The organism is Paenibacillus shenyangensis (genome assembly GCF_000346635.1).
Lineage (GTDB): Bacteria > Bacillota > Bacilli > Paenibacillales > Paenibacillaceae > Saccharibacillus > Saccharibacillus dauci.
Genome location: NZ_AOIG01000007.1, coordinates 149335 through 172873 on the forward strand (window position 1 = coordinate 149335; position 23539 = coordinate 172873).

At 44.6% G+C, this 23539-nt stretch carries 15 protein-coding genes; 12 read left to right on the forward strand and 3 right to left on the reverse strand.

The features are described 5' to 3' along the window. Positions 1-62 precede the first annotated feature (62 nt). Entirely contained in the window at positions 63-749 is a 687-nt protein-coding gene (locus H065_RS0106170; protein WP_017812155.1) for a hypothetical protein, read from the forward strand. A gap of 238 nt (positions 750-987) precedes the next feature. Here the strand turns inward: H065_RS0106170 and H065_RS0106175 are convergent, their stop codons facing one another. Together H065_RS0106175 and H065_RS0106180 are read right to left on the reverse strand one after the other, a co-directional pair. Beyond that, positions 988-2688 carry a methyl-accepting chemotaxis protein gene (locus H065_RS0106175; RefSeq protein WP_017812156.1) on the reverse strand — a complete coding sequence of 567 codons (1701 nt, stop codon included), beginning with the start codon at positions 2686-2688 and terminating at the stop codon, positions 988-990. Between the two features lie 66 nt (positions 2689-2754). Beyond that, complete coding sequence (locus H065_RS0106180; protein ID WP_017812157.1) at positions 2755-4458, reverse strand: methyl-accepting chemotaxis protein; 1704 nt, start codon at positions 4456-4458, stop codon at positions 2755-2757. 372 nt (positions 4459-4830) lie between these two features. On the opposite strand from H065_RS0106180, the gene H065_RS0106185 reads away from it, so the two are divergent. The 11 genes from H065_RS0106185 (at position 4831) to H065_RS0106235 (ending at position 21634) form a co-directional block, all read left to right on the forward strand. Beyond that, the gene (locus H065_RS0106185; RefSeq protein ID WP_017812158.1) at positions 4831-6255 is read left to right on the forward strand and encodes an aldehyde dehydrogenase family protein; all 1425 of its coding nucleotides are present in this window, start codon (positions 4831-4833) and stop codon (positions 6253-6255) included. Between the two features lie 570 nt (positions 6256-6825). After that, a complete protein-coding gene (locus tag H065_RS0106190) occupies positions 6826-8496 on the forward strand; it encodes a M4 family metallopeptidase (RefSeq protein WP_017812159.1) in 1671 nt (556 codons plus the stop codon). Between the two features lie 527 nt (positions 8497-9023). Then, positions 9024-10670 (forward strand): M4 family metallopeptidase, encoded by a 1647-nt coding sequence (locus tag H065_RS0106195; protein ID WP_017812160.1) that lies wholly within the window; start codon positions 9024-9026, stop codon positions 10668-10670. Positions 10671-10995: 325 nt separating this feature from the next. Then, positions 10996-12063, forward strand: a complete 1068-nt coding sequence (gene glpX / locus H065_RS0106200; RefSeq protein ID WP_017812161.1) for a class II fructose-bisphosphatase — start codon at positions 10996-10998, stop codon at positions 12061-12063. Positions 12064-12235: 172 nt separating this feature from the next. Next, the gene (locus tag H065_RS0106205) at positions 12236-13045 is read left to right on the forward strand and encodes a (2Fe-2S)-binding protein (protein ID WP_017812162.1); all 810 of its coding nucleotides are present in this window, start codon (positions 12236-12238) and stop codon (positions 13043-13045) included. Further along, positions 13042-13557 carry a metallophosphoesterase family protein gene (locus H065_RS0106210; RefSeq protein ID WP_017812163.1) on the forward strand — a complete coding sequence of 172 codons (516 nt, stop codon included), beginning with the start codon at positions 13042-13044 and terminating at the stop codon, positions 13555-13557. Before H065_RS0106205 ends, H065_RS0106210 begins: the two co-directional genes overlap by 4 nt. Positions 13558-13906: 349 nt before the next feature. Beyond that, positions 13907-14581 carry a pectate lyase gene (locus tag H065_RS0106215; protein WP_017812164.1) on the forward strand — a complete coding sequence of 225 codons (675 nt, stop codon included), beginning with the start codon at positions 13907-13909 and terminating at the stop codon, positions 14579-14581. A 269-nt stretch (positions 14582-14850) separates the two neighbouring features. Continuing rightward, positions 14851-17076: a glycosyltransferase family 39 protein gene (locus H065_RS0106220; RefSeq protein WP_017812165.1), complete on the forward strand. Its 2226-nt coding sequence runs from the start codon at positions 14851-14853 to the stop codon at positions 17074-17076. A 279-nt stretch (positions 17077-17355) separates the two neighbouring features. Then, a complete protein-coding gene (locus H065_RS0106225; RefSeq protein ID WP_017812166.1) occupies positions 17356-18309 on the forward strand; it encodes an NAD(P)/FAD-dependent oxidoreductase in 954 nt (317 codons plus the stop codon). 178 nt (positions 18310-18487) lie between these two features. Next, positions 18488-20071: a sensor domain-containing diguanylate cyclase gene (locus H065_RS0106230; RefSeq protein ID WP_017812167.1), complete on the forward strand. Its 1584-nt coding sequence runs from the start codon at positions 18488-18490 to the stop codon at positions 20069-20071. Between the two features lie 522 nt (positions 20072-20593). Beyond that, positions 20594-21634, forward strand: coding sequence for a GH12 family glycosyl hydrolase domain-containing protein (locus H065_RS0106235; RefSeq protein ID WP_017812168.1), 1041 nt, complete (start codon positions 20594-20596; stop codon positions 21632-21634). Positions 21635-21815: 181 nt separating this feature from the next. Here the strand turns inward: H065_RS0106235 and H065_RS0106240 are convergent, their stop codons facing one another. Further along, positions 21816-23474: a putative bifunctional diguanylate cyclase/phosphodiesterase gene (locus H065_RS0106240; RefSeq protein ID WP_017812169.1), complete on the reverse strand. Its 1659-nt coding sequence runs from the start codon at positions 23472-23474 to the stop codon at positions 21816-21818. Between the last annotated feature and the right edge of the window lie 65 nt (positions 23475-23539).

Consider the following 23539-nt stretch of genomic DNA (forward strand, 5'->3'; position numbering starts at 1 on the left):
ATATAGCGTTTGGATCAGGCTTCATTATATATTTCAGTGGGATGCAGGAGAGGAGCACCTATATGAATACAGAGTGGAAAGCAGCTAAGGAAGCGCTGCGAAGAATAGGAGTAAATGGTAGTGAAGATAACGAACTGGTGGTAATATCCGGTTATGCCGATGGTGTGCGCTGTATTGGCATTGGTACGGATGCAGCTGTCTTCACTTATGATCAGGCTCCTGGGTTTGCCTACAAAATTTTTGCGCCACAGGCTATTAGTAAAATTCCTGTCGAGGTCTCTGTCTATGACAAGCTCCAAGGATCGCCGTATTTTCCAATATGTTATGGACATGGAGCGAATTATCTGGTGATGAGTTATGAAGCGGGACCTACACTTCAAGATTGTCTATTGCAGGGCATTGAAGTGCCGGAACAGGTGATTCTGGATGTAGAGACGGCGCGGGAATACGTGCGGAGCGTTGGGCTTAATCCCAGGGATATTCATCTTAAAAATGTAATCGTCCAGGACGGACATGCCAAAGTCATCGACGTATCCGAATATGTACAGGAAGGAGATGACAAGCGCTGGGACCATCTGGTCTGGGCCTATTATCAGTTTTATGACCGAATTGCAGGCAAAAGTATTCCTTCATGGGTACTGGATACGATCAAAAACTGGTATTCCCGAATTGATCGAATGAACAACAATCTCAGCCTGGAAGACTTCGCCAAACGTGTAGGCGATTTATTCTCTAAATACATGAAATAAAAAATATCAAGATAAGTTCTTCGCGCTGCATGTTTAAAAGAAAAGACATCAAAAAGCTGCATTTCCGAAGGAATGCAGCTTTTTGGTATTGGAGCTTTCTGGTGGTTGACAGCCTTGGGACTCGCTGACTGTAACCAACTTGCTCTCTATAACAATCAAATATATATAAAGGTCATCAGGCGAAGCCTTCCAACTCTTACAAGTTAACAGATTGAGGATCGAGGAGAGAAAAGCATCCTTATACTTTGCAGAAAGCAATCATTTGCTGCAGTTCTTCCGCCATTACCGACAGATGTCTTGCAGAAGAAGCTACATCTTCCATCGTAGATAATTGTTCTTCACTTGCTGCATTCATTTCCTGAATACCTGCTGAGCCCTGCTCGGACAATGCACTCAGATGCTCCATTGCTTCGGCAATAGAATGGGATTTGCTGCTGACATTAACGATCTTGTCACGTGTACCACCGATTTGCTGAACAGTGGTTACGACAGACTGCTGGATCGCTTCAAAAGCTACACTTACGCGCTTGCTGCTGTCTACACCTGCTTGAACATTATTCACGGAATCAGTCGCTTGGGCTACTGCATTCTGGCTTTCTGTCTGCACATCACTGATCAGCTGGGTGATCATGGTGGAAGACTCAGCAGCACTCTCCGCCAGTTTGCGGATTTCTTCGGCAACGACGGCAAATCCTTTGCCTGCTTCACCGGCACGTGCGGCTTCAATCGATGCATTCAGAGCCAGCAGGTTGGTTTGCTTGGCAATCTGCTGAATCGCGGAAGATGCATAACTGATCTGATCGGATTTATTATTCAGACTGTTCATCACACTGAGATTATCGTGAATACCGGTGGACAGGCGCTGGATGATATCTGTAATTTCACGTACTTCATTTAGTCCTTCATCAGCAGCATCCTGCATGGAGCTGGTCAGGGTACGAATCTCTGCACTGTTATTTTGTACATCTTGCATTTGTTGAGCCATATCATTTACTGAATCGGTCACATGAATAATAGTATCGGTCTGGGAAGTAAAGCCGGTAGACAATTCGCCGGAGGACACTGCGATATGGGCTGAAGCCTGGGAAGTCTGTTCGGCACTGGCTGTCAATTCCTCGGAAGCTGCAGACAGTGTCATTGCACTCTCATCAACACTTTTGATGATTTTGCGCATGCTGCCAATAAGTGTATTGAATGCTTTGGCAACCTGACCGATCTCGTCACCTGCATCATGCTGGGCGACGACAGTCAGATCACCTTCTGCTGCAGAAGTCATCAATTCCTGTACTTCGCGCAGTGGACGCACAATCAGACGAACAATCCAGATACCGAGCAGCAAGGAGACGAGTAATCCGATTGCAGATACAACAATAGTAACAAGTACAGCTTGATGGTAACTGGAATCAGCATCTGCTTTGCTCTGAGCAGCTTCTTGCATCATATTTTCACGGATTTGATTAAGCAGATCATTGAGACTCAAACGGATTTTTTCCAATTCCGCATAAGAGGATTCTGCTGCTGGCACATTATTTTCCGAGACAGCTTTGAGTACATTTTCGCGAGTGGCGGAGAATGTAGTGGCGACTTCAACCAGTTTGGCAGCCAGAGGTTGATTTTGTGCACTTAGCTGGGTTTGTCCCACAACATCATATTGCTTTTTGGTATCGGCTGCAGTGGCTTGAATCTCATTGATCCATTGTGCGCTATCGGATGTATCGGTTGAGGTAAACAGTTTGAGCAGCTTTGTCGCATTGGAACTGTAATTGATAATGATCTGATCCATAGCGGTGATTGGTTTGATATTGTTGGTGTACATATTGGTAGTTATACCGGACATCTGTTCAGTTGAACGGATACCGTTAACGGAGATGGCAGCCAGAACGAGTAGATTGACAATAATCAAAATAATAATCTTGGTGCGGACTTTCAGGTTTTTCATAAGAACAGCCTCATTTCATTAGAGTTGACAATGCGTATATATATTTATTTGTTTATTTATTGGAATTTAGACTTTGAAGCGGGCGAGCGCATTCTGCAGATTCTCGGCAAGTTCAGACAGGTAGCGAGCGGAACCGGATACTTCTTCCATTGTAGACAGCTGTTCTTCACTGGCAGCACCTGTCTGCTGAATACCTGCAGAGCTCTGTTCGGTAATCGCACTGACATGTTCCATGGCTTCTGCAATGTTCTCGGATTGGCGGGCGACTTGCTGGATCATTTCACTGGAGATACCGATTTTGCCTGAAGTGGCATCTACTGATTCACGGATAGCTTCGAATGCGGTATTTACACGTACACTGCTCTGTACACTGGCTTGAATACTGGCAGAAGATTGATTAACCTGCTCTACAGCAGCCCGGCTAGTGTCTTGAATCGATTGCACCATATCGGAGATTTCTTTGGAGGAATCGGCAGCACCAGTAGCCAATTTGCGTATTTCTTCGGCGACTACAGCGAATCCCCGGCCGGCTTCACCGGCACGTGCTGCTTCAATAGAAGCATTCAGTGCCAGCAGATTGGTTTGCTGGGCGATTTGCTGGATAGAAGAAGAAGCAAGACCGATCTGATCAGATGTCGTATTCAGCTGTGTCATTACACGCAGATTCTGCTCCATATCTATAGATAATCCCTTGATTAAACGGGTAATTTCATTCACTTCCTGCAGACCGTTATGAGCGGCTGTTGTCATGTGTTCGGTAAGCTGATTGATTTCCTGACTGTTGGTAGATACATGCCCCATTTTCTCGTACATAGAGCTGACTGATTGATTAACCTGATTAACGGATTCTACCTGGGATTCAATACCAGTCGACATTTCATTGGTAGCAACAGCGATATGTTCAGCAGCCTGTGCAGTCTGTTCAGCGCTGGCAGTTAGCTCTTCCGCTGAAGCAGACAGGGTAAGTGCACTCTCATCCACCTGACGGATGATTGCTTTTACATTGCCAAGCATAGAGTTAAAAGAAGAAGTAACCATACCAATCTCATCTCTGGATTCATAATCTCCGGATACGGTGAGATCACCATCGCCCGCTCTGCTCATTAATTGTTGCAGTTGAGCCAGTGGACGGGTGATCATCTGGCTAATAATAAAACCGAATAGCAGAGAAAGCAGGATACCGGTAGCAATTACAGACACCAGTATAATTTTGGACCAAAAAGCGGAAGATTCAATCTGTTGACTGGTAGCCGCAGCTTCCTGAGTGAGTTGACTGTTTAGACTTTTGGTCGCTGCATTCATTGCCTGACGGATCGGTTCAACTTTGGAAGTGAACAGATTGTAGGCTTCTGTGTTATGGTTCTGCAGGGAAAGGGATTCTACTTGCTGAAGCAAGCTCTGATAGGTAGTCAAATTGCTTTTGTATTGATTGTATAGATCAGTGGAAGCGGAAGTGAGTGTAATAGTATTCAGATGAGCGTACAGTTGTTCATTGGAGGCTGTACGTTCCAGAATGGTATTTTTTAATTCATTATTGCGCTGCTGGTCTTTGGTTATCATCAGTTCCATAATGGCGGATTCAATCGTACGGTTATCGATAATGACTTGATTGATGTCCATACTGGCCAGCATATTCTGGTTGTACATTAGTTGGGCTTTGGCTGCTATATCATCTGTTGTGTGATATCCCGTAAAGCCTACAGCAGCCAGGAAAACGAGAGTAGCAGCAAGTAAAGCGAGTATTTTTGTTTTTACTTTCAAATGGCGCATAGATCGTATCTCCTTGTTGTCGAAATTGTCGAAATGGTAATATTCCCTATAGCTGTTTGTCGAAAATTGACAGCAGCGTTATAATGAGAAGATCAGCTTGTCATTGAGTCAGCTAATCTAAATAGTCATATAAATCAGGGGCACTAGCCATTTTAGTTGGTAAGTTATATGTCGAACAACTAGTTCTATTTGATTATACTAAATTGGACAAAATATATAATTTAGTTGAATTTTGTCGAAAAATTGGTAATTTAGTGATTCTAAAGAACTAATTAGATTACTGAATTGCAGAGTTGTGTATACATTAATGGGGGCAACTTATCGATTGTTCCAAGTCACAATTCAATGAATAAAAAGAAAGAAGGATTACCAATGAAAAAAGATTTATACATTAATGGAGTATGGACGCCTGCAGAATCCTACAAAGCGTTATACTCTCCATATAGCAGAGAACAAATTGCCGAAGTCGCAGAAGCGAATGCCGAGGAAGCAAAGCTGGCGATTACTGCTGCTTATGATGCAAAAGAGACGATGCGCAATATGCCGGCTCATCGCCGCGCATCTATTTTGGAAAAACTGGCACAGTTATTACAGGAGCGAGGGGAAGAAGCTGCCCGCTTGATTGCGCTGGAGGGATCCAAACCGCTGAGTGCAGCCCGTGGAGAGATTGCCCGTACTATTGAGACTTACAAATTTGCCGCGGAAGAAGCCAAGCGTATTCATGGAGAGACTATTCCTCTTGATGCAGCAGCCACCGGAGAAGGACGTACTGCGTATACTATCAAAGAACCGGTTGGTGTGGTCGGAGCCATTACACCGTTCAATTTCCCAATGAACCTGGTAGCCCACAAGGTGGGTCCAGCCATTGCAGCCGGTAATACAGTAGTATTGAAACCTGCAGAACAGACCCCATTGTCTTCATTACTGCTAGCAGAATTGCTGGAAGAAGCAGGACTACCTGCTGGAGCGCTCAATGTAGTAACCGGTGACGGCAAGATCGTAGGCGATGTGATCGTAACGGATGAGCGAGTCAAAGCACTTTCCTTTACAGGTAGTCCTGCAGTAGGCATCTCGATCCGTGCACGAGCAGGGCTGAAAAAAGTAACACTGGAGCTGGGTTCGAACTCCGGACTTATTATTGATGCAGATACTGATATAGCTGCGATGATGGATCGGGTAGTATCCGGGGCATTCTCCAATCAGGGACAGGTCTGTATTTCGGTGCAGCGAATCTATGTACATGAACAGATTTATGATGATTTTGTACAGCTGTTGTTAGAGAAGACAGCACAGTTGAAGATAGGAGATCCGCTGGCTGAGGATACCGATGTGGCAGCGATGATTGCGCCCAAGGAACAGCAGCGCGCAGTGGAATGGATCAATGAAGCTGTAGAACAGGGAGCACAGATCGCTTATGGCGGCAAAGTGGAGAATGAATTGCTGCTACCTACCGTACTGCTGAATGTACAGCCCGAATCGAAGGTGGCTTGTCGTGAAGTATTTGCACCGATTGTTATGATCAATAAGGTATCGGGAGTAAATGAAGCAATCGCAGCAGTGAATCAGTCAGACTATGGCTTGCAGGCAGGGATTTATACGAAGCAGCTGAATACGGCCTTCCAGGCTGTGCGTGAGTTGGAGGTAGGCGGCGTCATTATTAATGATATTCCAACATTCCGGGTCGATCATATGCCGTATGGCGGGGTTAAACAAAGTGGAACCGGACGTGAAGGAATCAAGTATGCCATGGAAGAAATGATGGAGACCAAACTGGTTGTATTCAAACATGAGAGTTAATCATAATCAGAAGGAAGCAGCTCGCTAAGAGGCGACTGCTTCCTTTTTTTTGTATGTAATTATGGAAACTACTTATAAAACAGAAAAGCATATGTATATATTTTCCTGATTCTTATATAAATATGTGTTTATTATAGGTGAATAAATTTTTAATATTAAAATATTACTTTAAAAAGTGAATTAAAACTTCTTAACGTGAAATTTTGACTGTTTTTTTGACCATTTGTTAATAAACCAGACTGTTAATGTTAACTATCTAAGTATTTTTACACTTTTTTCTAATTTTCATCTAAAAAAGTATTTATTTTTTTTAGGAATCATGATACGCTTTCTCCCAACACCAAGACCTATCCATTATTTGCAAGAAAAGGACAAATAGTTAACATGAAAGGTGGGATGCCTCGGATCTCATATTGTCGCTCTGTTGTTTGTGGCCCGCTGTACATAGCTGGCAAAACGGTTCACCGGCAAGCTGTTTTACCAATCGGCAGAATGATCATTTTCATGCAGGCTTCAACGCTGTGCAGACAGCATCAATTCCAAAAAACCAAATGAACAGGAGAGAATACTTTGAAAAAAACCGCTACTCTTTTACTCGCAGGAAGCTTACTTGTAGGTGCCAGCTCTTCCGTATTTGCAGCAGATACCAATGACCTGGCGCCATTGGGTGATTACACGCCCAAGCTGATTAACCAGCCAACTACAATTACTGGAGCATCCGGCGATGAGAAAGTTTGGAAATTCCTGGACAAACAAAAACGCACACTTGTTAGCGATGGTGCCGAGTCCCAGGATGTCAAAGATCTGTTTGAGATTACAAAAAGACAGGCTGATTCCAAAACAGGTACAGACCACTATCGTCTGAACCAGGTATATCAAGGTATTCCGGTATATGGTGCTGAACAGACACTCCACTTTGACAAATCAGGTAATGTATCCCTGTATATGGGTAAAGTAGTTAACGATCTGTCCGACAAACTGGGGACTTCCGAAGCAGCTGCTCCCGAGAAGAAAGTAACCGAAGATGTCTATGCTGATGCAAAAGAAACAGTAGTCAGCGATACTTATAATCTGGTAACACCGGAAATAAGCGCTTCTGAAGCGATCAGTATTGCGCAAAAAGATGCTGCTTCCAAAGTAGGGTCACTGGGTGAAGCACAAATCGCACCTTCTGCTAAACTGTACATCTACGCTCCGGAAGGCAAAGAAGCGCGTCTGGCTTATGTCACTGAAGTGAACGTTCTGGAGCCGGCTCCGGTACGTACACGCTACTTTGTAGATGCCAAAGATGGATCGGTACTGTTCCAGTATGATCTGATCGAGCATGCTACAGGTACAGGTAAAGGTGTACTAGGTGACACCAAAACATTTACAGTAGGAACTTCCGGTTCCCGCTATGTACTGACAGATACTACTCGTGGTAATGGTATTCAGACGTATACTGCAGCCAACCGTACATCTCTGCCGGGAACTACAGTATCCAGTACATCTACAACATTCAGCGATCCTGCATCCGTAGATGCTCATGCTTATGCAGCGCGCGTATATGATTTCTTCAAATCCAACTTTGGCCGTAACAGTATTGATGGCAGAGGAATGGCAATCCGCTCGACTACGCACTATTCCTCCAACTATAACAATGCATTCTGGAACGGTTCCCAAATGGTATATGGGGATGGCGATGGTACTACATTCATTCCATTGTCCGGCGACCTGGACGTAATCGGACATGAGCTGACTCACGGTGTAACCGAGAATACAGCGAACCTGGAGTACTATGGTCAATCGGGTGCACTGAATGAATCTATCTCGGATATGTTCGGTAACACGATCGAAGGCAAAAACTGGATGATCGGTGATGCTATCTATACACCGCGCGTATCCGGCGATGCACTGCGTTATATGGATAACCCGGAGAAAGGTGACCAACCTTCCCATATGGATGACTTTGTGAACACATCTGCGGATAATGGCGGAGTGCACACCAACAGTGGTATTCCAAACAAATCGTTCTACCTGCTGGCTCAGGGTGGAACATTTGACGGCGTAAAAGTTACAGGTATTGGTCGCTCCCAAGCGATTCAGATCGTCTATCGTGCACTGAACTACTATCTGACTTCCACTTCCGATTTCTCTGACTATCGTTCTGCGATGATTCAGGCTTCTACAGATCTGTATGGTGCAAACTCTGCACAGACTACAGCTGTGAAAAACTCTCTGAGCGCTGTCGGAATCCTGTAATTACCGACTTGTTAACTGAAATCATCATTTCTTCATGAGATGACTCCGTGATCTCCTCTTTGCCAGATGGCAGGGAGGAGATTATGTTATTTAAAAACAGAATGAATCAAAGTGTAATTAGTATTCTATTTGTTCTATCCATATGTATTTAATTGAACATAAGTTGATTAATATAACATGGAGCGTTAACTATAAAGGGGAAATCGAAATAAAAAATTAACATTTAGCTAAAAATGTATTTATTTCCTTTAAGAATCATGTTATTATTTTTTCCAACAACAGGATTTACACCATATTATATACATTGAATGCAAGGAGGAGAGAAAGGAGAAGCAGCAGGACTTTTCCGTACATAAGGATCTACTGAAGCTTAATGTCTATATTTAATGTCTGTATAAGGGATATACAGCAACGTGTCGACGATACAGGTAAGGGGATAGGATCAGTTTTTTATGAGCGATATCTGTTTTGAAAGATAAGCTCGGTATTTGTATAATCATAAAACCAAGTGAACAGGGGAGAATACTTTGAAAAAAACAGTTGGTCTTTTACTTGCAGGAAGTTTGCTGGTAGGTGCGAATGCTTCAGCCTTTGCAGCAGGAACGAATGAGCTGGCACCACTGGGTGATTACACGCCAAAAATGATTGCACAAACGACCGGAATCAGCGGTGGTTCAGGCGACGATAAAGTATGGAAGTTTCTCGAAAAGCAAAAACGCTCGCTGGTTGCAGACAGTGCGCAATCTGAGAATGTCAAAGAACTGTTCGAGATTACAAATCGTATGCCTGATGCTCAGACCGGTACAGATCATTATCGTTTAACTCAGACTTACAAAGGCATTCCGGTATACGGGGCAGAGCAGACTCTTCATTTTGACTCATCAGGCAATGTCTCTCTGTATATGGGTAAAGTCGTAGAAGATGTCTATGGCAAGCTGGACTCTCCGCGTCCGAAAGTGACTGAAGATGTCTATGCAGAGCCCCTGGAGACGGTCAAACCCCAAATTAACGAGACACGTGCAATCCGTATTGCAGAAGCAGATGCAGCACTACGTCTAGGACGAATTGGCGAATCGGTGAATGAGCCTTCTGCCAAGCTGTACATTTATGCTCCGGAAGGGAAAGAAGCCCATCTGGTCTATGTGACCGAAGTCAATGTACTTGATCCTGAACCGCTGCGTACCCGTTATTTTGTAGATGCCAAAGATGGATCGATCCTGCTGAAATATGATCTGCTTGAACATGCGACAGGTACAGGCAAAGGGGTGCTGGGCGATACCAAATCCTTTACGGTAGGCACTTCAGGTTCCCGTTATGTCATGATTGACTCTACACGCGGAAACGGTATCCAGACGTATACAGCTGCTAACCGCTCTTCTCTGCCGGGTACCACCGTATCCAGCACATCGACTACCTTTAATGATCCGGCTTCGGTAGATGCTCATACGTATGCAGGTAAAGTGTATGACTTTTACAAAAACAATTTTGGACGCAACAGCCTGGATGGACGAGGCATGCCGATCCGTTCGGTAACCCATTATGGCTCCCGTTATAATAATGCATTCTGGAATGGAAGTTACATGGTCTATGGCGATGGAGACGGCAGAACATTTATCCCAATCTCGGGTGCTCTGGATGTTGTTGGTCATGAGATGACACACGGTGTGATCGAGAAGACAGCCAATCTGGAGTACATGAACCAATCTGGTGCATTAAATGAAGCGATTGCCGATATGTTCGGTAATGTGATTGAGGGCGGTACCGACTGGCTGATTGGCGAAGATGTCTATACACCGTCTGTATCCGGGGATGCACTGCGTTCCATGTCCAATCCGAATCAATACGGCGACCCTGCTCATATGGATGAATTCAAAAATCTGCCGAATACAGAAGCTGGCGACTGGGGCGGCGTGCATACCAACAGTGGTATTCCGAACAAGCAGTTCTACCTGCTGGCACAGGGTGGAAGTTTTGAAGGAGTAAGTGTACAGGGACTGGGCAGATCGCAGGCCATTGGTATTGTTTATCGTGCGCTGACGCTGTATCTGACATCCACATCGGACTTCTCGGATTATCGTGCTGCGATGATTCAAGCTTCAACCGATCTGTATGGTGCAAGCTCTGCACAGACTACTGCCGTCAAAAGATCTTTTGATGCTGTGGGGATCTTATAAAATTGTATTTGCTTTATACCTTAATATAGAAGAAACACAGTTCTATTCAAAAGCTTGTTCTAATAATAAAGTCTGCTCCTGTTACAAGGGTGCAGGCTTTATTTGTTGAGATCTAGGGAATAAACGTTGAAAACCAAATTTAATTTGTTGTTTTATGTCGCTAAATGTTGTTTATATATACATATAATTTTTCTTTATAGACAGAATAAATTTGTTTTAAAAGAAAATTTACAAAAAAAGCAACAAAAATGCAAAGAAAGATGTTATTATAGTCAACATGTTAAAACATTTCTCTTTGAAAACCCACAAATAAGGAGTGGAAGACATGGAACGCGAATTGGCTTTGGAAATTGTAAGAGTAACAGAAGTAGCGGCATTGGCTTCGGCTCCCTGGATGGGTCGCGGTGACAAGAACAGCGCAGATGAGGCAGCAACACTGGCCATGAGAGCCATGTTCGATTCGGTATCGGTGAACGGTACGGTCGTTATCGGCGAAGGGGAAATGGATGAAGCGCCCATGCTGTACATTGGCGAGAAAGTGGGAAGCACAGAAGCACCGGAAGTAGACGTAGCCGTCGATCCATTGGAAGGCACAGTTATCGTAGCAAAGGGGTTGAATAATGCATTATCCGTTATTGCCGTAGCCGACAAGGGTAACCTGCTGCATGCTCCCGATATGTACATGGAGAAGCTCGCGGTAGGTCCCGCACTGGTAGGCAAGCTCAGTATTGAGGATCCGGTCGATGTCACGCTCCGCAAGGCAGCCAAAGCACTGGGCAAACGAATGGCAGATCTGACTGTCATGATTCTGGATCGTGATCGCCATGAGAGTATCATCAAGACACTGCGCAAAACAGGTGTACGGATCAAGTTCCTCAGTGATGGCGATGTAGCCGGAGCAATGGCGCCTGCTTTTCCAGAAGCAGGGATTGATCTGTATCTGGGTTCGGGTGGTGCACCAGAAGGTGTATTGGCTGCAGCTGCACTATCCTGCCTGGGCGGCGAACTGCAGGGCCGTTTGATGCCGGCTAATGCGGATGAGTTTGAACGCTGCAAAGCGATGGGCATCGAGAATCCGTATCAGGTACTTACCATGCAGGATATGATCGGCACCGACGATGTAATTTTTGCCGCTACGGGTGTAACGCCCGGTGAGATCCTGGGTGGAGTGAGATATCTGGCGGATGATCGTGCAGAGACGCATTCGATTGTAATGCGCGCCAAAACGAAAACGATCCGCTATATCAAGTCACTGCATTATCTACCGAACAAGGAAGTACTGCACAAGGTCAAACAGGTACAGTCCTCCGGACATCCCGAAGACCGCCGTGCGGCAGCTGTGAAAAAGCAGCCGATCGCAGCAGGCAAGCAGGAACAAACGCAATCCAGTTAAGGAGCAAGTCATGCTCCATTAGCAATGCCTCCGTTATTGGGCAGTCCATTATACATGGGCTGCTTCTTTTTTGCGCTTTTATCGAAAAACGGTTCACGGATCGTTTGAAGTGATTATCAAATTGGTATAGGATAACAAGGATACCCGATGTGTGTGGAAAGGATGGGACCTGATGAATACCATACCCAACTGGGAGAGGCTGAGCAGACAATTTTATATTACGGATGAGCCTCACCCCGAAGCAATCTACCGTCAACCCTTTACAGAGTTATTTACTCGCGAAGGAATGGAGAAACTGCTGCAGTACTATGCTCCTCTGTTAAAAGCGGAAGATCTGCAGCCGGCAGCAACTTTTCTATGTTCATGGCTTACCGGCATCCCGCTGGCTGTGCAATATCATTTGTCCGTAGAAAAGCAAGCACTGATGCTTGACCCAAAGCAGATGACACTCGAACTATACATGAGCGGTCCATACTGTCAATTTGCTTTTCATGTGAACCATCTGGACATAGAGCAGCTGCCTGAACCGGTTGTTGTAGATCAGCGTCAGGATTCTCGGGATCGGCATCTAGATGCCGTATACAGTGATATTTTGCGTCCAATGATGGAGCAGATGACCGAAATCTGTGGGGATCATGCCCGGATGTACTGGAGACAGATGCCGGCAAGATTTCATTATTATACGAATCAATGGAAAAATGGGATAGAGGATGAACAAGTCGTCCAGATGATCGACCGGGATCTGCATTATGTCATGAGCGAAATGCCGGCAGAAATATTTGGACTGTCCCGCAATCCGCTGCATGTACCGCCAAGACACACAATGAATATCGATGGTACGGGTGAAACCATATTGCGCAGTGCCTGCTGCCTGTTTCACCGAATGGAAGATGGGGAATATTGTTTTAATTGTCCTCAGATCAGTGAGGCGGTTAGGGAAGAACGACGCTTGGCCTATCAGAGCAGGGAGGGAAAAGTATGATTATAGGTGTAATCTCGGATACCCACCTGTTTAGTCGTCAGTTGGTGCTGCCGCAGCAGGTATGGGATGGATTTGAAGATGTTGATCTTATTTTGCACGCTGGAGATTTTTGCGACTGGGGAGTTCACGATCTGCTGAGCCAGATGGCGCCTGTTGAGGCGGTAGCAGGTAATAACGATCCACAGAGTATTGTCCACAAGCTGGGCCGGACAAAGATTATTGAAGCTGGCGGCAAGCGAATAGGTCTTGTCCATGGAGATGGAGGTCTGGGCGGTAGCACGCCGGAGAAGGCTTTCAAGTCGTTTACCGAAGAAGACAAGGTGGACATTATAGTATTCGGTCATTCGCATGTGCCTTTTGCAGAATGGAAAAAAGGAATCCTGCTGTTCAACCCGGGTTCGCCTACAGACAAGCGTAGACAGTCGCAGTACTCTTACGGCAAGATATTTATTCAACCGGATGACATTACTTTTGAACATTACTATTTTGATAAAGAAAAGACCCGGGATTAGAGCATGACAAAGTGAAATAGCAAAATATAGAACAATATAAGGTACAAAATCAGAAAATAGCCATACTATTCGGGTATGGCTATTTGGCTTTGTCTGTGAATGTCACATTTTCATTTAATAATCATTCATTACAAGGGGGTTGAAAATACGTAGTTAGAAGACGAATCATATTTATTAGAAAATTCAAAATATGTATTCTGATACATAATCAACATAAATGTAAATATATTCACCTTTATAATGCTTAAATATTATATGGATAATATAACCATGCAATGATATTGTTTACTTAAACCTGTATTGATTAATTTTAAGTAACAGGTTACAATATGAAGGAGCTGATACTCTTATGAAAAAATGGTTTACTTCTCTGCTGGCTGGTGCTGTACTGACGTCAATAATTACGGTAGTACCGGCAGCCTCTGCTGCAACCTCTGCAACTCCTGGTGTACAGAATACGACAATCATCGTTAAAAAAGGCGAAGTCTTTGACGGTAAGGGTCAACGCTATACAGCGGGAAGCGCATTGGGCGATGGCAGTCAAAAAGAAGGACAAAAACCAATTTTCCGTATAGAGGATGGCGGAACACTCAAAAATGTAGTACTCGGCTATCCTGCAGCTGACGGCGTGCATACATACGGGGATGCGAATCTGCAAAATATTGTTTGGGAAGATATTGGTGAAGATGCCATGACGATCAAGGAAAGCGGTAAAGTAACGCTTGATGGCGGCTCGGCAACCAATGGTGATGACAAGATGTTCCAGATTAATGCTGTATCCACATTTACAGTCAAAAACTTCAAAGGCTCCAAAGCCGGTAAATTTATTCGTCAGCTGGGTGGAAGCAAATTCAAGGTAGATGTCATTATCGACAGATGTGACATTTCCAACATGAAGGAAGCCATTTTCCGTACCGACAGTACAACCAGCACGGTGAAAATGACAAATACTCGCTACCATAGCGTGAGCGAGAAGTTTATCGGTGTGAAGCATATTACCGAGAGCGGCAACACTTCCTACTAATGCCTTTTCCTTACTATATAGCTTTCCCCCAACATGCTATATAGCGTATATATAATTTGGATGTCTATCCAGGGCACTGCACTTTGGCAGTGTCTTTTTTTTATTTTTTTTATGATTCTTTAAGTTTCCCATGAACTATTCTTAATGTTGTTCATACAAAATACATATACATATTGTTAAATACGATACAAAGGAGTACAGGCATCGGTGAGAGAGAAGGCCAAACCTTGCCGCTGATGCTGTCTGACTAACTTTCGGGAGGAACCCACATGGAATCAAAAACAAATATATTATCTCGCTCAAGGATTGATATCCCGCTTATTCTTATTCTCATCCTTTCCGCGTTTCTGAATATCTGGAATATATGGGACAACGGATCGGCAAATGCCTACTACACAGCAGCTGTAACGAGTATGCTGCAAAGTTTTCACAATTTCTTTTATGCTTCATTTGATCCCGCTGGCTATGTAACGGTCGATAAGCCTCCGGTAGCGTTCTGGATTCAGACGCTGTTCGCTTCTGTACTGGGTGTGCATGGCTGGAGTGTAACATTGCCGGCAGCACTCGCAGGTGTGGGATCCGTTGGACTGATCTATCTGATTGTCAAACCGACATTCGGTCTGGTTGCTGCCCGTCTGGCGGCTCTTATGATGGCAGTAACCCCTGTAGCTGTTGCTGTTCAGCGTTCCAACAACGTCGATGGTCTGTTGGTATTTACCCTTCTGCTGGCAGCCTGGATGCTGCTCAAAGGGATCCGTAACCAGAAGGTCGGCTGGATTCTTGGTGGATTCGCCATGATCGGTGTTGCGTTTAACGAGAAAATGCTGCAGGCCTATATGATTCTGCCAGCCGTTTATATCTTTTATGTACTGGCTTATAAAGTAAACTGGAAGAAAAAATTATCTGTACTCGCAATGGGTACAGTAATCCTGGCAGCTGTATCAGTGTCGTGGGCGGTAGTGGTAGACAGTGTGCCCGCAGAGGATCGTCCTTATGTGGGTAGCAGCCAGACCAACTCCGTAGTGGAACTGGCATTTGGTTATAACGGCGTCAGCCGTCTGACTGGTGACATGCAGAGTCAGGGAGGTCCTGGTGGAACAGCTACCAAGCAAGGTAGTACAGCTGATTCGAATACAGCAAGTACGGAATCCAGTGCCGGTACAGGCAATCAGATGAATCCGGGAGGTATGCCTGGAGGCGGGGATAACGGCAAACGGACAGGTGGTATGTTCAATACAGGCGATCCGGGACCGCTGCGTCTGTTCCAGTCTTCTTTGTCCGGCCAAGCGAGTCTGCTGCTGCCCTTTGCAATCATTTCCCTGATTGCGCTGTTCGCAGGGCTGCGCAGAAATACATGGCGCAAACAGCAGTACCTGGAGACTGTATTCTGGTTAATGTGGCTGCTACCCGTAGCCGGATTTTTCAGCATCGCCGGATTCTTCCATCAGTATTATCTGATTATGCTGGCACCTCCCGTAGCTATACTCGCTGCAGCAGGATTTGTAGCCCAGTGGAGATCATATCGTGAAGGTACAGGCTGGCAGGCATGGTTATTACCGATTAATGCAGGGGTAACTACTGCGTTTCAATTGTTTGTTATTTATCCTTATAATGAACAGATCGGTTCGGCTTGGTTCTATGTTGTAGCGATTGTTGGAGGACTATTAACGTTGGGATTATTGGCAGGCGCCAAAGGCTCACTGCTGCGCGGCGGCAAAACGTATATGGCTTCGGCAGCTATGGCACTGCTACTGCTGACACCGCTGTACTGGGCTTCCTTCCCATTTATGAATCCGTCCAGCAATATCTCGCTTCCTTATGGCGGTCCGATCACTTCTATGGGCTTCGGTGGAGGCGGTGGAAACAATCGCATGCCTGATAGTGCAGAAGATGGTAATATGCCTGGTCAGACACAGCAGACAACCGATTCCTCCAATACAGACAAAACGACTACTTCCACAACAGATAGCAGCCAGCGTGGCGGCGGTCCTGGTGGTGGAGGTGGAATGGGAGAAAGCGTCAATGAAAAACTGCTCCAGTACGTAACGGAACATAACACAGGAGAAGAGTATCTGTTTGCTACTTCCAATGCGAATTCTGCATCGGCCTATATTATTAAGACCGGCAAAGCAGTAATGGCAATGGGTGGTTATAGCGGCAGCGACCCCATCATGACGGTTGATCGTTTGAAAGAAATGATCAGCAAGGGTCAGGTGAAATATTTCCTGGTTAATGGATTTGGGGGACGTGGCGGTTCCAGTGAAGTCACAGAATGGATTCAACAGCACGGAACCGAAGTACCCTCCGAGGATTGGCAGAATACGAGCACTACCTCTGTATCCGCAAGTATAAATCCAACCGACTCTACAGATACCAAAGCCACTTCAGATCGTACAGCCAACGGTATGAATCGTACCAGTGGTATGGGAGGATTTGGTGGTATGATGGGCGGAGGAACACTGTATGAAGTAACTCCGGAAGACGTGGATAACTGATAGTATCGCTGAATTATACAAGTTCCAGCAGCAGTCGATAATTTTATAAGTGTAACCCTCTCTGGATTGTCCTGAACTTTGGGGCATAACGAGAGGGTTTTTGCATTTCATACTGATTATTACGTTTCATCTGAACTGACAGGTTTACATATTTAATTACAGGATGCTTTAATTTCATAAATAAAGTAGCTGTACAGAAATGACTACCGAAATACAGGTATCAAGATCATATAGATAAGTATCCGTAAATAATAGATGTATATCCGAGGAGGATTCGACATGATTGATAGCACGACGTTATATGATTGTATTATTGTGGGCGGTGGCATTGCAGGCTTGCAGGCTGCGCTGCAGCTGGGACGTTATTCGGCACACCGCGTACTGGTAATTGATGCGGGCAAAGGAAGATCGACCTTTTGCCAAAATTACGGGAATATACTTGGTTTTCCGAATGGTGTATCCGGTGAAGAATTACGCCGGATTGGTCGTGAGCAGGCGGAGCCGCTCGGAGTGGAGTTTCACGAGGACCGCATTCTTGAAGCCAAAAAGGAAGGCGATAATTTCCTGTTAAAAGGAGCAGAGGGAGAAAGTTATCGCTCACGTACGCTACTGCTGGCAACGGGTCTGATTGATCGGTTTCCAAGATTGCCCGGTCTGGTCGAGACATTAGGGTATAGCGTCTACGTATGTCCGGATTGTGATGGTTATGAAATTCAGGATCGCAAAACAGTCGTTCTTGGAGCAGGCGAAGCAGGTGCCCAGATGGCACTTATTCTGTCGGATCGTACAGATCAGCTGCTGTATATTAATCATGAGAGCAAACCCTTTAAGCCGGAGACTATGGAGCTTCTGCGCGAGCACCAGATTGAATATATGGAATCAGTGGTTAGTCAGGTGCATTATGAAGATACAGGGATTATACGTGGTGTTGAGCTGGAAGATGGTAAAGTCATCGAAACGGAACGGGGATTTATTGCCTTCGGTGGTAACCATGTGAACTCCGAGCTGGCTGAACAGCTGGGCGTGGAGACCCTGCATAATCACCACATCGAGACTCATCCACGATCCAAAATGAGCAATATAGAAAATGTATGGGTAGCCGGAGACTTGGGCGCGCATTCCGAGCAGGCGAATATCGCAATGGGTGAGGGAGCACAGGCAGCGATCTGGATCAATAAAACGTTGATAAAAATGAAACGTGCAGTTGAAGAGAATCCTGTTCATTCCCATTAATGATTGCAAATAAGACATGAATTTCCTATAGTGGAGGCATTTTGGATCCAATATGATAAATTGTAACCTAAACACTTGAAGCAAAAGGGCTGATCGGGCTCTTTTGCTTTCTTTTATGGAAATGATTATGTTACTATGGAAGCGATACACTAATTTATCGTTCAGGTGGGATGAACTATTGAGTTTTTATCCTAGAAAAGGGTTTAAGCTGGTTACCATTGTCAGTTTTATTGTCGTTCTATCCATTGTACTCACAATGATTATTACGATTCATTCCGCATATACAACCAGTAAACAATCCCTGGTAGAGAACTACCTGAATAATAACTACGATCGCGCTTCGGATCTGGCATCTTCGACAGGTGACCTGCTGGATCGGGTTCAGGGCAGCGTTAATGCGATTGCAGAAATCTGGCAGCGTAATCACGGTCTGGACGAGAACCGGATGAGAGATCTGTATGATACGCATCGGGAATACTTTAATTCGCTGAGTATTATTCGTAAAGATTGTATTGTGGAACAGACTGCTCCGGCGACTGGAGATCTGCACAAAGGGGAAAGTGTAAATAACCCTACCAGTCGTGCGGTGATCAGTATGCGTGATTCGGTAATTACCGATCCATTTGTAGGTACAACCGGAAATCTGATGGTACTTGTTACCAGCCCGTTATTCGATGAAAATAATCAGTATTATGGTTATGTGGCAGGCACTATTTATCTTCATCAATCGAATATTTTGCAGTTGATTCTGGAACGTGAATATGAACTGGACGGCTCATATGTATATGCTGTAGATTCCAAAGGGAATATTATTTTCCATCCAGACCGGTCACTGATTGGCAAAAATATAGCTTCCAATGATGCCGTATGGAAAGTCATTGCGGGGCTAAATGGCTCTATGCTGTATAACGATTTGGATCACGTCGCCTATTATGCAGGTTATGCGTATAATATGAAATCCGGTTGGGGGATTATTTCCCAGACTCCGGCATCCATAATAGATGTTCCACTTGGTACGCTGCTGCTGCAAAGTATTCTGCAGTCACTGCCGCTGTTGCTCATTACACTGGCAACCGGCTGGCTCCTTACCTATCTGGTAGTCAAGCCGCTGCAACAATTGGCTTCCTATTCGGATAAAATGGTCAAAGACTGGAATATCGGTGAATTTCCGCCTATTCGTTCAGCGACATACGAGATCAAGACACTGCGTAACAGTCTTCGTTTTACGAGCAGGCAGCTGCAAAAGTATATTGCCAAATTGCAAAATGAGACAGCGCTGGATGCTCTTACCGGACTGGCTAACCGTAGAAACTTTGATTCGACGCTGGATACATGGTGTATGGGTGAAGAACCTTTTGCTATGATTATGCTGGATATTGACCATTTCAAACAGGTGAATGATACGTACGGTCATCTGACCGGTGACCGGGTTATGCAGTTTCTGGCATCGATGATGCGAAATGTATCACGTGAAGGAGATCTTTGTTTCCGTTATGGCGGCGAAGAGTTTGGTATTCTACTGCGTGGATGTAATATTACTCGTGCTTATGTAGTGGCTGAACGCCTGCGTCAGCTCGCTTCCAGTACAATTAGCCCCTCAGGAGAGAGCGTTACGGTTTCGATTGGAATTGTAGCCTGTCCGGATCAGGGAACTACCCCAGTAGAACTGATATCCAAGGCTGATCAGGCGCTCTATGTTTCCAAACGGGAAGGGCGTAATCGGTCGACCATATATGCGGATGAACTATTGTCTACATCATAAAGCTTTTCTTCCCGATGGCAGGGTAGAAAAGCTTTTTTTATGGTCATATAACTTGATACACAGCATATGCACCCTTGTCACCATACCTATACACAATACAAATAAAAGTATAATCTGTATCATTAACCTGTTATAAAGGAATGAAACAAAGCAAAATTGAAAAAAAACAGAAATTTACAATAATTGGACATTTAATAATTAAATGGTATAAAACGAGTTAAAGTAATGAAAGGGTTGGGTAAGATATGTAGAGGAGTGAGCGGTATTACGCGGATTATCAGAATGATGGAACCATCAGCTTGCATATTCGGGTAAAAGGTATATTTTCAGATCTTACATAAGTCCGCCGAGAGTTCGGCAGCTGAAAATATATTCGAGCATACCATTGTATAACGCTAATACCAACAACGTGTTCATATACTGTGCCAATTAATAACACAGTTATGAATATTAGCGCCTCTCTGCGTCGGTTATATCGCTTCATTCTCACAAATAAAACACATCTATTGGAGGGACTACTTTATGAAAAAGAAATCAACTCTTAAAAAACCGATCTGTGTACTTGCTACTTTGACGCTGACTGCTTCGATTCTTATTCCTCCCACTGCAATGGCAGAAGAAAATAATACACCGAATAGCAGCTTTCCCCTGAGTAACAGTAGTTATTTGGCAAATACCGGTTGGACCGGCAGCGGTAACGATTCGGTTGCAACTTCAGCAAAGGATGCAGTGGCATCGAATCAATCCATTTTCTATGATAATGAGACCTCTTACGGGTATAACTGGGCTTATTCGGATGATATGAAGGGTGTACAATCTTCACCAGGAATTAGTTTCGGCTGGAACTGGACAAACGGATACCAGGGTGCGGGTAACTTCCCGGTAGAGATATTCCGAGATAACGATCGCCGTAATCAAACTTCCAATCATCGCACGCAAATGAAAAATATTGATACTGCAGTGAGCTATTCTACAGAAGGAGCAACTGGAGATTATGCGACAGGATATACGATGTTTGTTCATAATACACAATGGGCCGGCTCGGATACCACACCATCATATCTGATCAAAGTAGTGACCGATACTTCAGCTAATGGGATGGCAAGTTCCGATGGATCTTCTACGGATGCATCTGATACAACCAATCGGGATCAGCCGAATGTAGGGGATAGCGCTATGAATTCGAGTACGGCTGCATCCAGCAATAGTGTGATGGAAGATGAGACCGGGACTGGCAGCTGGGGAGAATGGATGGATACGGTACAACTGGACGGAGCAACATGGAATATTTATCGCAGCAATATGAACAATATGGTCACTAACGATATGGTCGCCTCCAGCAATATATTTGGTACCAATCGTGAGGGAAGTGTATATACTTTTGTGAGAACAGAAAATACGGACATGGCTTCACTCAATTTGTCTGACTTTGTAAGAGATCTGCTCGGACGCAACGAGCTTCCAACATCCGGTTATTATGTTAGTGGTGTGAAGTTTGGTACGGATGTCATGAGTGGCAGCGGCAAGTTGACTATATCCAACTGGAATATCAGCGCTCAATAAAGAACCATTTCATCTCAAATATATACCTTGTTACAGCACAAAAAGGCTTCTCCATTACTGGCGGGGAAGCTTTTTTGTAGTAGAAAAATAGATATAACAGCAGCTATTCCGAATTACAAAATAGAAGCCGCAGATAACAGTAATATAACGATCAATACAACTAAGACAATAGCAGGATCTTCTAGCTCAGATCTGTCGGCGCATAAGGGAAGCTGGATAAGGATGGCAGCTGTCCGGCAGCTACCGGATAACTGAACCAATAGCCTTGGAATTCCGTATATCCCAGTTTCAGCAGATGTTGGCATTGTTTCTGATCTTCAATACCTTCAGCTACTACATTCAGATCGAGCGCTTCCGCCATGGTTATTAGCGCTTTGAGTACAGGTGGATTCATCTGGGTGACAAACGAACGGTCAATCTTTATGGTATCAATAGGCAGTCGTGTCAGCATACTGAGTGAAGAATAGCCCGTTCCAAAATCATCGAGTGAAATAGTATAACCCTGTTCACGCAGCTTAACGAGGGAGGATTGTTCTTCCACCGTATTGCTGGTTGCTACACTTTCGGTAATTTCCAGATCAATATAACGTGCAGAGATACCTTCTTCCTGTACAATCTGGTTCAGCCGCTCGATAAAGTCCGGCTCATCCAGTTGGATTCTGGAAATATTAACAGCTACACGAATCGAATGTCCATATTTTTGCTGTAGCTGCGGCAGATCGCGGCAAGCCTGACGGATTACCCATTCCCCAATCGGAATGATGAGCCGGGTTTCTTCGGCTACCGGTATAAATTCTGCCGGCGACACAATCTGTGAATGATTTTTGTTCCAGCGCAGCAGAGCTTCTACGGTAATAACTTTCTGCTGTTTGACACTGTAAATAGGTTGATATACCAGCTGAAGCTCATCCTTTTCCAGACAGTTGTTCAATTCAAGTTCCAGATCAAACCGGATAATCTGTTCATATCGAAGAGAGATATCAAAAATATGATAACGGCTGCGACCAAGGCTTTTGGCATGATGAAGTGCAATATCAACATGACGGAGTGCTGTCGATAATCCAATCTCGGAAGATACACGGGATACCCCGAGACTGGCTGTGATTCTAACCTGCCGGCCTTTGAGCAGGAACAGTTCGTCCATGATCCGAAGTACACGTTCAGCAATCTGCTCGGGATCTGCAGTCGGATTCTTACTGATAATGAGGAACTCGTCTCCACCCATACGGAAAATGATTTCTTCCGGACCGAATACATTTTTGATCCGTTCGGTAACCTCGATGAGCAGGGTATCTCCATTGTCGTGTCCAAGCATATCATTGATATTTTTGAAATTATCAATATCCATAAGATACAGTATGCCTTCATCCAGTATATATTCATTCAGAAAACGCCGGTTAAACAGCTGGGTCAGCTCGTCATGGTAAGCATAATAACGCAACTGCTCCTGGTATTGATTGCGCTCTGTATAATCACGGGTGATACAGATCAGATGGGTAATGATCTGGTCCTCGTTGCGAACAGGAGAAATAATACTTTCGCCACTTAACATGCCATTTGGCAAAAGGTAGCCATCTTCAAACCGCATGCTTTCTCCATGAGCCAATACACGGTTGTATTTATTATGCAGATACTGAGCCATTTCCATCTGCTCTGCATAGACTTCAAAGAAACTTTTGCCAATATCCTGTGAAGTAACTCCACTGAATCGCGAAGCAGCCTCGTTCAGAAAACTATATACGAAACGACCCGGTTCCACACGCATGACGTAAATGAGATCTTCAGTCGCATCCATGGCAATAGCAAGGAGCGGAGGTATTTCTTGATTATCATTACGCACGCATTTCCACTCCTTCAATCATACTCTCATTCCTATTTTTAAAATTATCCCTACTATATAATATA

Coding starts and splice junctions, on each gene's coding strand:
- H065_RS0106170 (WP_017812155.1), top strand. CDS start 63: ATGAATACAGAGTGGAAAGCAGCTAAGGAAGCGCTGCGAAGAATAGGA.
- H065_RS0106175 (WP_017812156.1), bottom strand. CDS start 2,688: ATGAAAAACCTGAAAGTCCGCACCAAGATTATTATTTTGATTATTGTC.
- H065_RS0106180 (WP_017812157.1), bottom strand. CDS start 4,458: ATGCGCCATTTGAAAGTAAAAACAAAAATACTCGCTTTACTTGCTGCT.
- H065_RS0106185 (WP_017812158.1), top strand. CDS start 4,831: ATGAAAAAAGATTTATACATTAATGGAGTATGGACGCCTGCAGAATCC.
- glpX (WP_017812161.1), top strand. CDS start 10,996: ATGGAACGCGAATTGGCTTTGGAAATTGTAAGAGTAACAGAAGTAGCG.
- H065_RS0106205 (WP_017812162.1), top strand. CDS start 12,236: ATGAATACCATACCCAACTGGGAGAGGCTGAGCAGACAATTTTATATT.
- H065_RS0106210 (WP_017812163.1), top strand. CDS start 13,042: ATGATTATAGGTGTAATCTCGGATACCCACCTGTTTAGTCGTCAGTTG.
- H065_RS0106215 (WP_017812164.1), top strand. CDS start 13,907: ATGAAAAAATGGTTTACTTCTCTGCTGGCTGGTGCTGTACTGACGTCA.
- H065_RS0106220 (WP_017812165.1), top strand. CDS start 14,851: ATGGAATCAAAAACAAATATATTATCTCGCTCAAGGATTGATATCCCG.
- H065_RS0106225 (WP_017812166.1), top strand. CDS start 17,356: ATGATTGATAGCACGACGTTATATGATTGTATTATTGTGGGCGGTGGC.
- H065_RS0106235 (WP_017812168.1), top strand. CDS start 20,594: ATGAAAAAGAAATCAACTCTTAAAAAACCGATCTGTGTACTTGCTACT.